General features: G+C 43.0%; 9 protein-coding genes. All 9 read left to right on the forward strand.

Annotation, left to right across the window (positions count from 1 at the left end):
• Positions 1–76: 76 nt before the first annotated feature.
• Positions 77–1,480 carry a family 4 glycosyl hydrolase gene (locus tag WKT01_RS07675; protein WP_059066437.1) on the forward strand — a complete coding sequence of 468 codons (1,404 nt, stop codon included), beginning with the start codon at positions 77–79 and terminating at the stop codon, positions 1,478–1,480.
• A gap of 15 nt (positions 1,481–1,495) precedes the next feature.
• Positions 1,496–3,310, forward strand: a complete 1,815-nt coding sequence (locus WKT01_RS07680) for a cache domain-containing sensor histidine kinase (RefSeq protein WP_059066438.1) — start codon at positions 1,496–1,498, stop codon at positions 3,308–3,310.
• Positions 3,307–4,494, forward strand: coding sequence for a response regulator transcription factor (locus tag WKT01_RS07685; RefSeq protein ID WP_059066439.1), 1,188 nt, complete (start codon positions 3,307–3,309; stop codon positions 4,492–4,494). The genes WKT01_RS07680 and WKT01_RS07685 overlap by 4 nt, the downstream gene beginning before the upstream one ends.
• A gap of 2 nt (positions 4,495–4,496) precedes the next feature.
• On the forward strand, positions 4,497–5,261 hold the full coding sequence (locus WKT01_RS07690) for an SGNH/GDSL hydrolase family protein (protein WP_059066440.1): 765 nt from the start codon (positions 4,497–4,499) through the stop codon (positions 5,259–5,261).
• 19 nt (positions 5,262–5,280) lie between these two features.
• The gene (locus WKT01_RS07695) at positions 5,281–7,845 is read left to right on the forward strand and encodes a glycosylhydrolase-like jelly roll fold domain-containing protein (RefSeq protein WP_059066441.1); all 2,565 of its coding nucleotides are present in this window, start codon (positions 5,281–5,283) and stop codon (positions 7,843–7,845) included.
• Positions 7,846–8,287: 442 nt separating this feature from the next.
• The gene (locus WKT01_RS07700; RefSeq protein WP_117974563.1) at positions 8,288–9,205 is read left to right on the forward strand and encodes a carbohydrate ABC transporter permease; all 918 of its coding nucleotides are present in this window, start codon (positions 8,288–8,290) and stop codon (positions 9,203–9,205) included.
• Entirely contained in the window at positions 9,205–10,038 is an 834-nt protein-coding gene (locus WKT01_RS07705) for a carbohydrate ABC transporter permease (RefSeq protein WP_117974500.1), read from the forward strand. The genes WKT01_RS07700 and WKT01_RS07705 overlap by 1 nt, the downstream gene beginning before the upstream one ends.
• Before the next feature lie 44 nt (positions 10,039–10,082).
• Positions 10,083–11,408, forward strand: coding sequence for an ABC transporter substrate-binding protein (locus WKT01_RS07710; RefSeq protein WP_117974502.1), 1,326 nt, complete (start codon positions 10,083–10,085; stop codon positions 11,406–11,408).
• A gap of 162 nt (positions 11,409–11,570) precedes the next feature.
• Positions 11,571–14,699: a glycosyl hydrolase gene (locus tag WKT01_RS07715; RefSeq protein WP_340311901.1), complete on the forward strand. Its 3,129-nt coding sequence runs from the start codon at positions 11,571–11,573 to the stop codon at positions 14,697–14,699.
• Positions 14,700–14,708 lie beyond the last annotated feature (9 nt).

A 14,708-nucleotide genomic window follows, 5' to 3' on the forward strand; every position in this document is an offset into this window, starting at 1 on the left:
TTTACTATAATGTCCAGTGTAGATAGATATTTCCGGGATATGCCGGAACACTTGAATGTAGAAAGGTGTGTGTGTTATGATTTATAAGGAAAACAAAGCGGAAGAAGTACAGATCGCGTATATTGGAGGTGGATCCAGAGGCTGGGCATGGACATTTATGACAGATCTTGCCCTGGAACCGGATATGAGCGGAACGATACGCTTATATGATATAGACCGAGAGGCAGCAAAGGCAAATGAAGTGATCGGGAATGCAGTCAGCGCCAGAGAAGACGCAAAAGGGAAATGGGAATACCGGACTTGTGATTCCCTCGGTGAGGCTCTTACAGGAGCAGATTTTGTGGTGATTTCTATTCTTCCGGGAACTTTTGATGAGATGGAAAGTGATGTGCATATGCCGGAGCGGCTGGGCATCTATCAGTCTGTAGGAGATACAGCAGGTCCCGGCGGTATGATACGCGCATTGCGGACGATCCCTATGTTTGCAGAGATCGCAGAGGCAGTGAAGAGATATGCACCGTCTGCATGGGTCATTAACTACACTAATCCAATGTCCCTATGTGTAAAAACGCTGTATCATACATTTCCGCAGATCAAAGCATTTGGCTGCTGCCATGAAGTATTCGGGACACAGAAGGTGCTCAAAGGAATTGTGGAAGAAGTCTATGGAATACAGGATGTAAAACGAGAGGATATTCATGTGAATGTGCTCGGTATCAACCATTTTACATGGTTTGACTATGCTTCTTATAAAGGTATCGATTTATTCCCGGTATATAAGGCATATGTGGATGCACATTTTGAAGAAGGATATGAAGAAAGAGACATGAACTGGCTCAATGCTTGCTTTAAATGCTCCCATAGAGTAAAATTTGACCTGTTCAGAAGATATGGACTGATCGCCGCGGCGGGAGACAGACATCTTGCGGAGTTTATGCCGGGGGATGAATATTTGAAAGATCCGCGGACAGTGGAGGAGTGGAAATTTGCATTGACTTCTGTCGCATGGAGAAAAGAAGATCTAAAAGATCGTCTGGAAAAGAGCAAACGCCTGTTAAACGGAGAAGAACAGGTGGAGCTGCAGCCGACGGGCGAGGAAGGGATCCTTTTGATAAAAGCGCTTTGCGGACTTACTCGGATGGTAAGTAATGTAAATATCCCGAATCATGTTCTGCAGATAGGCAATCTCCCAAGCGAGGCCGTGGTAGAGACAAATGCGGTATTTGAGCGGGATACAGTGCGGCCGCTGTTTGCAGGTGATCTTCCGGAAGATATAAAAGCGCTCATGCTGCCGCATATAGAAAATCACGAAAGAATACTAAAAGCTGCGCTTACCTATGATAAAGAAGCAGTTGTACAAGCGTTTCTGCACGATCCGCTCGTGCAGGGAAAGAAGTGTCAAGAAGAGGATATACGGCTTTTGGCAGAGGATATGATCCGTGCGACTTTGCGGTATCTTCCAAAAGAGTGGGCGAAGTAGAGAGGAGAAATACATATGCAGAAGGTAAAACAATGGCTGCTGAAACTGCCGATACGTACAGTACTTACGATTTTATTGTTCCCGTTTTTCCTTCTGCTGGTGTTCTGCTGTGTTTCTTTTTACATTTCAGGTGTGACACATTACACGAGCATGGTAAAAGAAAACGCAGAATCTCTTGTGACGCAGAGCAGGAATTATTTGAGTGATGATATGACCAATATCCAGGAGGTGGCAGAAAGCCTTTTGGATGAACGTGTTTTTTATACAATGGAAGAAAATATCAAAACGGATCAAGATCCAATCGAGCCGAGAGAGTATTTGCAGCTGTCGAATGGGTTTACAAATTTCCTTCAGCATTACTCTACGTATGTGGAAAGTATGGGTATGTGGCTGTCTGATAATTCCATTTATTACTATCAGTCTAATACGGGAAACTCTTTGTCAATCATGCGGGATGTAGAGTATAGGCAGTTTTTAGGAGAAAATGCAGAGCTTTGCTGGATCAGCATGTCGGAAGTGCTGCCAGATCAGATTGCCCGGCAGCTCCCTTATCATTTTGCCATGGCGCAGACACTAGGGACTTCAGACAGTCAAGTTAGCGGAGTGGTATTGATTGGGATACGGGATGAAATGATATTTAATCAGATCCAAAACAGCAGACCGACACCAAACAGTGAAATGGCGCTTATCCGGCAGGATGGGGAGATCATGGAGAGCAGAACGGATACAGAAGAGACAGATACAGCGCTTAGTATGCTGGATGAAACAGAGATAGAAAAGATACGTAAGGAGATCAGCCAGGAACAAGGGGAGGAAGTACGTTCTTTTGCAATAGATAAATACTATGTCATTTATACGCCTATTGAAATGAAAGATACGGGGATACTTGCGGTGGTTCCCAAGAATGAGCTATATATTAATTCACGGGAATTTACGCATATTTTTATATTCTTTGCGCTGGCGGTCATCCTCATATTTATCATATTGTATTTTGTAATCCCGCGATATTTCTCTCAGCCGATCCGCAAACTTTTAAAGCAGATGAAGAAAATACGGGAATTGTCAGACGGACAGCGGATTGAGGTGAGCGGATACCAGGAGATCAGTCAGATTGGAAACGGCGTCAATGAGATGATGGACAGGATACAGAATCTGACAGAATCTATTCAGAGGGAAATGAAGGCAAAACAGGCGACACAGCTGCAGTACCTGTTTGCCCAGATCAATCCGCATTTTTTGTACAATACTTTAGATTGTATCAAGGAATTGTGCGCGTGCGGAGAAAATGAAAAGGCGGAAGAAATGATCGAGCAGTTGGTGGTATTCTATCGGATCGGCGTAAGCAAAGGAAAATCCTATATTACGCTGGAAGAGGAATTAAAGCACATATCTGCGTATTTGTCTATTTTGCAGACAAGGTTTGAAGATTTTCAATTTTGTATCATTATACCGGATGATTTAAAGCAGGCAAAGACATTGCGGATGATATTACAGCCGATCGTTGAGAATGCAGTGTATCACGGTATACGTCCTTATCGCACAGATGGCACTATCCAGATTACTGTGAGGCGTAAAGAAGAAGATATAGAAATCTGTGTAGGTGACGACGGCGGCGGTGTCGCAGAAGATGTTCTGATGAAAGTAAGGCAGTCTCTGGATGAGCCTATCTGCGAGTATTCTGAAAAATCTTATGGGGTGTATGGCCTGAAAAATGTACAGGACAGAATACAGATCGCATATGGCAAACAATATAAGATACGAGTCGAGACAGAGATCGACTGTGGAACAGAAGTGATTCTTACAATACCGTATGAGGAGGAACACAAATGACCAAGATAGTATTCGTGGACGACGATGCGATCATCAGACGGGGGATTGAGGCGAAGATCGACTGGAAGGCAAACGGCTGGGAATTGATCTATACAGCAAGGGATGCGATGGAAGCGCTGGATTTTATAAAGGACAATCAGCCGGATATCATACTGACAGATATTAAAATGCCAGGCATGAACGGGATCGAAATGGCCACGATCGCAAAGGACTATTATCCGAATATTAAGTTTATCTTCATCTCCGGATTTAAAGATTTTGAATATGCACAGCAGGTACTGAAACTTAACGCGGTAGATTATCTGACGAAGCCGGTGGATCATGACCAGCTGATCGAAGTGATCAAAAGGGCAGAAAATCTATACAAAAGTGAGCGTAAGACGAGTGAGATACTGAATGAAAAATATCCCCAGATCAAACGCAATTATATATCCAAGCTTATGCGTGAAAATTTCCAGCACATGGATGATTCCTTTTTTGAGGCATTTGACATCAATATCAACAATGGTTATGGAATCGTGGCGTTTATCGATCTGCATTACAGTGAAGATATTCCTTATGAATCGGTACAGGATAAGATCGAGCATTATTGTGAAGTCCTGACAAATGGATTTAAGGGGAGTTTTTTCTTCTGTATGGATAACCTGCAGATTTTTATGATCTATACGGGCAGCGATTCTGGCGGAGAATCGGAATTTTTTGGAAAATTGGGAGATCTCGAGGTTGCAGTCAACCAATTCGCCCAGATTCAGCTGGGAGGAGATAAAGCGTCCTTTTTCTATGGAAGCCTGATGCATTCTCTGTATGAACTGTATTCTTCCTATCAGGCGGCGCTGCAGAAAATGAATTCAAATGTGGACAGCCTGGTTTTAGAAGTACGGCAGTATATCGAACAGAATTATGCGGATTGTGAACTGTCACTTGTGAAAATCGCGGATCATTTTAATATCAATCACTGTTACCTGACTAGTGTATTTAAGAAGAAATTTGATATTAACCTGTATGACTATATCATCCGCATACGGATGGAAAATGCGGCCCGGCTGATCGTAGGAAGCGATTTGAAAAATTACGAGATCGCAGAGGCGACAGGGTATAAAAATCCGCAGTATTTCAGCATTAGTTTTAAAAAATATTACAATTGTACTGTCACACAGTATAGGGAAAAACATAAAGAGGTGTAAAAATGGCAGAAAATAAGATATGGTGTGCTATAGGAGATTCTTTTACATATCTGGACAGCCATCTGGATGAGACAGGTTATCGCCTGAAAAAGGGGTATCTGACCCGGACAATGGAAAAACTGCGCTATCCGGCAGAACTGATCAATATAGGGATCAACGGTTCTTCTACGGCGGACTGGCTGAAACAAGAACTGGTCTGCGCAGATGTGTACACAGTGCTCCTGGGAACAAATGATTGGTTTAGTGCTCACACGCCATTGGGGAGTAAGGAAGAGTATTGTGCGGGAAGAGAAGGGAGTATTCTTGGAAATTTAAGAGTTCTAATAGAGCATATCCGTATTTTGAATAAGGCGGCGCCGATCATTGTGATGAATCCTGTAGAGAGAGGTGATTTTGTGTATATTGCCGACCACACGAACCATGCACATGGCAGTTATGCGCCGGAAAATGGATTGTGGCTCTCAGAAGTCGCAAAAGCCATTTATGAAGTTGTGTCAGGCGATAATATTTATACATTGGATCTGCATAATAAGGCCGGCTTTACACCAGAGAATGCCGTACATTTTAAACGGGTAAGAAAGGCAGGAAAAATCGTCGATCTGCCCTATCCGGAATATACAGCTGTTCCGTATCATCCACAGGAAGATCCATATCCTTATCCAGAAGAAGCAGTCAATATGACTTATGACGGTCTGCATCCGTCCGATAAAGGCTGCGAGAAGATCGCGGAATTACTGGCGGAGAGATTAAATGAAATAGAAATTTAGGAAAGGATTATCTGTAAATATGAAGAACGGGATGGAAGAGGTGCTTAAGGGAAAAGGAGAAAATTATATTCTGCCGTTTTTGTGGCTGCGTGGGGAAAATCGTGAGAGACTAGGCCTGGAAATGAAGAGGATCCATGATAGTGGGATAGGCGCTGTCTGTATAGAGTCACGGCCGCATCCGGACTTTTTAGGAGAACAGTGGTGGGAAGATACAGGATATGTGATGAAGCTGGCGAAGGAATACGGTATGAAGGTCTGGTTTCTGGATGATTCACATTATCCTACAGGATACTGCGCAGGCAAACTTACGGAAGATTCTCCGTATGTGAAGCAGTATATATCTCATTATATGGTGGATGTCGTGGGTCCTGCCAAGGAGCTGTCTTTCATGGTAAAGCTGGAAAAAGGGGAGAGGTTTTTAGGTGCGCTTTTATTGGAGCGGGACAAAGAGGCGCAATTTTCCTTCAGCAATATAAAAGATATATCGGATAAAATACAGGGAGATTTTATTTGTACGGAGATACCGGAAGGCTTTTATGCCGTGATGATCATTAAAGTGACAAAGAAAAGTACCGGGCGTGAGAAATATTTGAATGTAATTGATAAAGAGGCAGTACGCTTTTTTATCGATACAGTGTATGAAGCGCATTATGCGCACTATAAAAAGGAATTTGGAAATACATTTGCAGGCTTCTTTTCGGATGAACCGGGATTTGGAAATATCGGCTGGGAACACGAACATGCGATTTATCTGGGACGTTATGATATGGATCTGCCATGGTGTGAAGAGTTGGAAATAAAACTAAAAGAAAGATGGGGAGATACATATAGGGTCTCTCTTGCCTCGCTGTGGGGGGAGACACCGGAAGCTCCACGACTGCGCTATGATTTTATGGATCTGGCAACACAACTATATGCAGATAATTTTTGTGGGCAGATAGGAACATGGTGCAGGGAAAAAGGCGTAGAATACATGGGACATATCATTGAAGACGGAGGGATGCACGCAAGACTTGGAGGTGGCGCGGGACATTATTTCCGTGCTTTATGGGGGCAGGATTATGCAGGTATTGACGTTGTGCTGCAGCAGATCCGTCCACAATTAGATGATACTGCTTTTTATCGTGTTGGCGGCAAACAGTTTTATTATGGAGAATTTTATCATTACGGACTGGCGAAACTGGCGCTTTCTCTTGCCTTTCTGGATCCCAAAAAAGAAGGAAGAGCCATGAGTGAAATATTTGGGGCTTATGGATGGGCTGAAGGGCTGAAAATGATGACCTGGTTGGCAAATCATATGATGGTAAGAGGAATCAATGTATTTGTTCCACATGCATTTTCCATGAAGCCATGCCCAGATCCGGACAGCCCGCCGCATTTTTCAGCAGATGGAAAGAATCCGCAATTTCCGTATTTTAAAAATCTGATGACATATATGAACCGTGTCTGCCATTTGATCCAAAATGGAAGGCGCAATGTGTCGATAGGAGTGCTTTACACGGCAGAGGCAGAGTGGATGGGAGATAAGCAGCCTTTTGAAAGAGCAGGGAAATGGTTGACAAGAAATCAGATAGATTATGATGTGCTCCCGATGGATCTGCTGACAAGGGCAGAAGTGGAAAACGGGAGTATAAGGATCAATCAGGAAGTACTGCGGCTTTTGGTCGTGCCTTCCAGTGAGCATCTTCCGGCACATTTTTTAAGCTGGATGAAACAGGCGCAAGAGAAGGGGCTAAAGATTGTCAGAACAGCAGACAAATGGAATACGGAAGGACTAGATGAAAAGAATCTGCTTCACTTGATCCGGCAGGAAAAGTTAGATGAAGTAGATGTAAAAGCGGAAAATTACGCGCCATATCTAAGAAGTTACCGGTATTTCAGAGAGGAAGGAGAGATTCTGCTTTTATTTAATGAGAATACGATCGAAACATTGGATGTTTCTTTACAAATTCCTAAATCAAGAGAAAAATATATCGTAGAGTATGATGCCTGGAAGAACACATTACTGCAGACAGACAACAAGAACGAAAAACTCAGGTTACAGTTTGCCCCGGGAGAGATGCGGATCTTCTTTTTAGTGGATGTGGACAGGAAAAAATGCACACTAGAGGAAATGCCAGAAATAAAGCAAAACAGAGAACTTTTGCGTGTGAAAAAAGAAGAAACTATTTCTTTGGCAGATTTTCAATTGTATCTCGAAGAGGAAGGAACAAAAAAACCGATCGCATATGATATGAAACAAAAAACAGGCAATGTGACAAGTGCAGGAGAGAAACCGGATTTTTGTGGGAAAATGATCTATCGCACTTCTTTTTCCTGTAAAAAGACAGAGGAGAAGTGTGAGCTGGATCTTGGAGAAGTATATGAGACAGCAGAAGTCCTGGTGAATGGAAAATCGGCAGGTGTACGCCTGACAGCGCCATACTGCTTTGACTTAACAGATATAGTCAGAGAGGGGGAAAATCACCTGGAGATCAGAGTTGTCAACACATTGGTACATCGGATAAAAGATTGGCAGTCCATGAGTATGCCGGTAGAACCATCAGGATTACTGGGGCCTGTAAAATTACGTCAAATTATATAAGATTGAATTGACGAACTGCCTTTTAACTTCACGACCAGAAGGCAGGTTCCGCCATTAGATTTCAGAAGAAAAGACGACTTCATGCTGTTATATATCTCTGATCAGAAGAAAATACATACTTCTGATCAGAGATATATAACGGCGTGAAGTCGATTTTTTTATGTTTTGAATATAAACGTAATCTTCTGACATGCCGCAGGTATTTGTTCCAGGGGTATCCGGGGTGTCTGCCGCCTGCCGGTTTAAAAATATTATACTAAATTTCTAAATTTATTAAATTTACGTAAAGGGAAAAGAATGTTTAAATATTAACAGGATGAAACATGTAGATATGTTCGGGTGACGTCGGGGGATATTTTCAGGGGGAGCCCGTAATACATACCTTTCGGGCGGGAAGGTTTTGCTTGATAAGGTATAAACATAGGAGAGAAAGGTGAGAGAGATGAAAAAGGTAAAACAGAGTACTGTACCTGCTGTGAAACAGAAAATAGTATGGACTCCCTATTTGCTGATACTTCCGGCAGTACTTTTGATTGCAGGCGTTATGCTTTACCCGCTCTGTAAGACATTCTATTTAGCATTTCAGCATTATAATCCTGCGATGCCATTCGCAAATGGATTTGCGGGTTTGGAAAACTTCATAAAGATCTTTACTACAGAGGAATTTTATTCTTCTCTGTGGGTATCCTTAAAATGGGTGGCCGCATTAGTGCTGCTTCAGCTGGTCTTTGGTATGATCGTGGCGCTGATCCTGAATCAGAACTTTAAGGGACGTGGTTTTTTCCGTGCATTGGTATTCGTACCGTGGGCGATGTCAGGTGTGCTGACGGCTGTATTGTTCAGTTTGATCTACAACCAGAACTACGGGGTGTTAAATGACCTGCTCATGAAAATAGGGCTGATCAGTGAGCCGGTAGCATGGCTGGGCAATCAGCATCTGGTTCTTGGTTCGGTCATCGTTGCCGAGCTGTGGAGAGGGATCCCCTTCTTTGCTATCAGCCTTCTGGCGGCAATGCAGGGCTTGCCGCAGGATGTATACGAGGCGGCTAAGGTAGACGGAGCGACAAAATGGCAGTCATTTAGATTTGTGACATTGCCGCTTTTGAAAGATACGATCGTACTGACGACACTGCTTCGTACTATCTGGGAATTCAATAGTGTAGACTTGATATTCAGTTTGACAAATGGAGGACCGGTCGGAAAGACGACGACACTTAGTGTATTGATTGCAAACCAGGCTCTGACCACAAACAACTACGGATACGGTTCGGCGATTTCAGTAGTCAGCTTCTTTATTTTGGCGATTGTCGCGATTATTTATATGAAGGTATCTGGTTTTGGGAAAGGAAGTGATTCATAATGAAAGAGAAAAAAAGAGATATTGTCTTTTTAAGATGGCTTCCATTACTGCTTATTTGTACATATGTAGTGTTCCCGATCTATTGGGCAGTCAACACGGCATTTAAAGAAGAATCAGAAATTCTGGGAAAGAGTGTTACCTACCTGCCTAAGAACGGTACAGTGGCAAACTTTGTGGATGCCTGGACGAATGTAGGGTTTGATAAATACTTTTTCAACAGTTTGAAAGTCAGCAGTATTTCCGTTATCTTTATTGTCATTATATCGATCATGGTAGGATACGCACTGAGCAGATATAAATTCAAATTTAAAATGGCTTTTTTAGGGCTGTTGCTTGCCGTACAGTTTATCCCGGCGGCCGTATTATTGGTACCGTTGTTTAACATTTTTAACGGCTTGGGATTGGTCGGTTCCCATATTGCCCTGATCCTTGTCAATGTCACCTTCCAGACACCGTTTTGCTGTGTTATGATGAGAGGGTTTGTAGAAGGTGTTCCGTATGCATTGGAAGAAGCTGCGATGATCGATGGATGCAGCAGGATCCGTGGGATTTTCAAAGTCGTGATTCCTATGTTGGTGCCTGGGATCGTAACAGTTGCCGCATTTGCGTTGATCGGCTGCTGGAATGAGTTCTTGTTTGCGATGATGTTCTTAAACGATCCGAATAAATATACGGTTCCGATCGGACTGAAGATGATGCAGGGCGAATATGGTATACATTATGGTGCAATGGCGGCAGGCGCGATCATCGCGATGGCGATACCGGTTCTTTTGTTCGCCTATATACAGAAATATCTTGTAACCGGCTTGAGTGCCGGAGCTGTCAAAGGTTAATACCGGAAGTGGTTTAACATAATTTCAAAAACGGAGGTAAAGAAATGAAAAAGAGATTAGTAGCAGTATTAATGACATGTGCTATGGGAATGACTCTTCTTGCAGGATGCGGAAGCGATTCATCCAAAGGCAAAGATGACTCATCCAAGAGCAGCGATGGAAAAGTTGAAATTACATTCTGGGACAATTACGCAGATACGATCCATACAGAAGTTTATACCCAGTTGATAGAAGATTTTGAAAAAGAAAATCCAGACATCACAGTAAAATATGTTCCATTGCCATCCGATCAGGCAAAATCTAAATATGATGTAGCAATTCAGTCTAATTCTACACCGGATTGTGGTGTAATCTATCAGTACTGGATGAATGATTTCGTTATCCAGGATGCTCTGGCTCCACTTGATGAGTATTATGGAGACAGCGACATGCTTCTGGATACATTCGTAGACAGTATGAAGAACACAGCTCCGGACGGAAAATTGTACAGTCTTCCATTTTATGTAGTTCCGCCGGCATTGTGGTACAACACAGAGTTGTTGGATGCGGCAGGACTGAAAGCTCCGACAAACTGGGATGAAGTATTCGAATATGTAGAAAAACTGACAGATAAAGAAAATGGCGTATACGGCTTCTCTATCCGCGGCGGCGCTGGAAGTTCACAGCAGTTAGAGCAGATGCTGTATCAGTATTCCGGAATCACAGAAATGTTTGACGAAGATGGAAATTCTACGATTAATGATCCAAAACATGTAGAATTCCTGGAGAAATTCGCAGCACTTTATAATAAATATACACCAGAAAGTGATATTACAAATGCAAGTACAGAAATGATCTCTGCATTTGATTCCGGTTCTGCGGCTATGATCTTCCATAACATTGGTTCTTACGGACAGCACAGAGATACATTGGGAGAAGGTAAATTCGGCGCAGCGATTGACTTAAAAGCAGAAGATGGTTCCAGCGTTATGGTTTCTAACGGCGTGGCTTCCTTGTCTGTATTCAAGAATTCTGAACATCCGGAAGAAGCTTATAAATTTATCAGCTATTTAGCAGACCATGCCGGAAACAGTTTGTACAATGAGAAACTTGGTTCTATTCCATGTAACAAAGAAGCACTGGCAGATGAGTGGGTACAAAATTCTGCACCGGTTAAAGCAGCGGCAGATATGCTTTTAAACCCAGAGACAAAGATTGCGACACTTCCGGTAGAAGTAACAGGATACTTTGATCTGCATACAAATACACAGGCAACAGATTTCCAGAATGTACTCCTTGGAAATGAAACAGCACAGGAATATCTGGACAAATGGGCAGAGCAGATGACAGCTTTGAAAAAGACATATGATGAAAATGTCGTAAGTAAATAAGAAATATCTGAGCAAGCAGCGGCATGAGGTTATATCAGCCGAAAGTTGTGGGAGGTTTAGCAAGACTAGACCTCCCACATTCTATAAAGATACAGAGATGTAAAAACGCCTTTTGATATTGCGAATAAAGAAAAATAACAGTATAGGAAAGGAAAGTAAGGAATGGACTGGTTGAAAGAATTTGAAGATCCGGGCGTATTCTACAGAGTGAAACCATTCTGGTTCTGGAACGGGGATATTACAGAAGAAGGAATAGAGAAGCAGATAAAAGAAATGTATGAGAAAGGGATCGGAGGGTTTTATCTGTCTCCGCGTCAGGGACAGACGGTGCCTTATCTTTCAGCAAAATGGTTTTCTCTCGTAAAATATGCATGTGATAGAGCAAAAGCATACGGACTCGAAGCGTGGCTGTATGATGAATACCCATATCCGAGTGGTATGGGAGGCGGAGAAGTTTTAAAGCTGCATCCCGAAGCCGAACATAAGATTTTGTGCCATGAACGATTTGATGCGGCAGGACAGACGGAGATCAGCAAGGAGTTTGAAAATGGGGACATACTCTACGCAAAGGCATTCCCGGTACGGAACGGAGCCCCAGATTGGGATGCAGGCATTGATCTTACAAAAGATATCGGCGTACTGCAGACAGAGGAAATCTATCAGATCACAGGACTTACCATGTATAATAATAAACGGTTCTTTTCTGCGGGGCCTCAGAGCGTCCTTTCTGTCATACTGCCGGAAGGGGAATGGACAGTGGAAGTCTTTTATCAGAAACCGATGGGAGACTTTAAGTTTTATGGAGGCTATTTTGATCCTTGTCACAAAGATGCAGTGGAGACATTTATTCATCTGACCCATGATGCCTATAAAGAAGCATTGGGAGGAGATCTGCCTGCACAGGTTAAAGGGATCTTTTCTGACGAGGTAGGGATGCTAAGTCCAATCCCTTGGACAGACAGACTGCCAGAGGCATTTCAGGAAAGAAAAGGATATTCCATACTGGAAAATCTGCCTGCTTTGTCTGATCCGTCCTGGGAGGGAGCATACAGGATACGCTATGATCTATATGACGTGATCCATCAGATTTTTGTAGAAAGCTATCACAAACAGATTGCAGACTGGTGCGATGCAGAAGGAATACAGTATTGTACAGAAGTACCGTTTATGCGTCTGTCCACACAGCGTTACAGTCATATTCCCGGAGGCGATACCGCGCATGAGAAGGCAGGAAGAGAGCTGGAATGGATCTATGAAAAATATCTGTGTGCGTTTCGCTACAGCGCAAATGCAGTTGCTTCTCTGGCACGGCAGCTTGGCAGGAAACAATGCCTAATCGAGAGTTTCCACAGTGTGGGCTGGACAATGACGCTGCAGGATGCGAAATGGATGCTGGATCGTCTGGCGGCGAGCGGCATTAATCTGTATGTATTTCATGCTTTTTATTATACGATTGAATCTATCCATAAACATGACGCGCCGCCGTCCCAATTCTATCAGAATCCGTATTGGGAACATTACCGCAAATTGGCGGATTATGCAGCGAGACTGAGTGCTTATGTCACAGCCACAGAAGAAAATACGGAGATTGCCGTGCTGGATCCGCTTCCTAGTCTATGGGCGCTTCTTGGCAATCCGTTCCAGGGTTTTCCATACATGGGAGAGTCGGAAGAAGAAAAGAAACAGTGCGACATGCTGCGTGATAATTGGGTCTTTACGACGAAAACACTTCTTTTGCATCAGTTTCAGTTTAATCATTTGGATTCCGAGATGCTTCCGGATTTTGTGGTAGAGAACGGAAAACTGAAAATGGGGAATGCTGCGTATAAGATCGTAGTTGTGCCGCCGGCATTGTTTTATGAAAAAGCTGCTTTTATGAAGCTTAAAGAATTCGTAGAAGCGGGAGGATATATGCTCTTTCTTGGCAATCTTCCCTATTTGTCCTTGGATAAAGAGACAAGCGACAGGGAAGCGGCAGATATGTGGCTGCGTCTTCTTAATGCATATCCGCAGCAGGTAACATTTTTGGAAGCAGAGGGAAGCCTGCAAAGTGCAGGTATTGAAGCGGAGTTTATAAAGAAAGTAAGAACCATCGCGCAGGAACCTTTGGAGGTTGTGTTGGCAGATGAGAAAGAAAGGAAAAATTTCATCACGTCCATACGAAAGGACGAAGAGGGAAAGCTATATCTGTCTCTGGTAAATCAGGGCAAGAGATGTGCGCATGCAGTTATAAAAAATAGAGCCGGCACGAAATTTGCGGTAGAGGAATTGTCCATAGAAGAAGGAACGGTAAAAGCGAGAGGAAAGCTGGAAACAGAGAAGACTGTAGAATTTCATCCATACCAGAGCAAATATTTATGTCTCAAACCGGTGCATGAAGAAAAGACAGAGACGCCGGAAGCACCGGAGAAGAAAAAGCTGGTCATCTCCACAGAGCAGCCGTTCGAGGTCAGTTTATCTGGACTGAATGTGTACCGACTTGCAAAATTTTCTATTTCAAGAGATGGAGAAAATTGGTATCAGACAGAACCGATGACGTTGATCGAACAGGCGGCGGCATTTCCGCTTCTTGGAAAGGATGATTACAAGTATGAGAGTACATTCGGAACGCCGAAACATATCCATATGAATCTCCCATTGTCCGTTACGTACCGTACTGCATTTGAGATGGAAGAGAAAACAGAATGGATAGAACTTTTACTGGACAGACGGGCGATCACCGGTGAATGGCAGATAAAGATCAATGGGAAAGAACTGGACAAAGAGCAGTTTTATCATCGCTTTATCAATGATGAAAATAACCGGCTCATCAATATAACGGATTATGTAAAACAAGGCGAGAATATACTGGAAGTTTCTGTGACGGCACAAAAAGAAGAAGACGGACTGCGTGATCCTCTGTATGTATTGGGAAAATTCGGCGTGAGTGAGAAGCACACGCTGACTAGTCTGCCGAAGGAAGCAGTCTTTAACAGCCATTACATAAAAGGCTTTCCATATTACAGCGGCAAAATGACGCTGAAACAAAAAATCGTACTTCACCCAGAGGAACTGCCGGAAGAATTTGTACTGTCATTTGACTTTGGAGATTCCTGCATGGACTGCCTGGAAGTAAAATTAAACGGAGAATCATTGGGAGTACGCGCATTTACTCCTTACCAATGGAATTGTAGGAGAGCGTTTGTAAAACAGGGATACAATGAGATCGAACTAGTAAGAGTGAACACACTGGCAAATATGTTGGACGGCACGTATTTTGATTATGAAAAGCATGAATTAATACATATATAGGAGGATAGA

Source organism: Mediterraneibacter sp. ICN-202921 (assembly GCF_037890075.1).
GTDB lineage: Bacteria > Bacillota > Clostridia > Lachnospirales > Lachnospiraceae > Mediterraneibacter > Mediterraneibacter massiliensis.

What these genes read in the sequence shown, in the direction of transcription:
- WKT01_RS07675 (WP_059066437.1), top strand. Translation starts at nt 77, where the DNA reads ATGATTTATAAGGAAAACAAAGCGGAAGAAGTACAGATCGCGTATATT.
- WKT01_RS07700 (WP_117974563.1), top strand. Translation starts at nt 8,288, where the DNA reads ATGAAAAAGGTAAAACAGAGTACTGTACCTGCTGTGAAACAGAAAATA.
- WKT01_RS07715 (WP_340311901.1), top strand. Translation starts at nt 11,571, where the DNA reads ATGGACTGGTTGAAAGAATTTGAAGATCCGGGCGTATTCTACAGAGTG.
- WKT01_RS07705 (WP_117974500.1), top strand. Translation starts at nt 9,205, where the DNA reads ATGAAAGAGAAAAAAAGAGATATTGTCTTTTTAAGATGGCTTCCATTA.
- WKT01_RS07710 (WP_117974502.1), top strand. Translation starts at nt 10,083, where the DNA reads ATGAAAAAGAGATTAGTAGCAGTATTAATGACATGTGCTATGGGAATG.
- WKT01_RS07685 (WP_059066439.1), top strand. Translation starts at nt 3,307, where the DNA reads ATGACCAAGATAGTATTCGTGGACGACGATGCGATCATCAGACGGGGG.
- WKT01_RS07695 (WP_059066441.1), top strand. Translation starts at nt 5,281, where the DNA reads ATGAAGAACGGGATGGAAGAGGTGCTTAAGGGAAAAGGAGAAAATTAT.
- WKT01_RS07690 (WP_059066440.1), top strand. Translation starts at nt 4,497, where the DNA reads ATGGCAGAAAATAAGATATGGTGTGCTATAGGAGATTCTTTTACATAT.
- WKT01_RS07680 (WP_059066438.1), top strand. Translation starts at nt 1,496, where the DNA reads ATGCAGAAGGTAAAACAATGGCTGCTGAAACTGCCGATACGTACAGTA.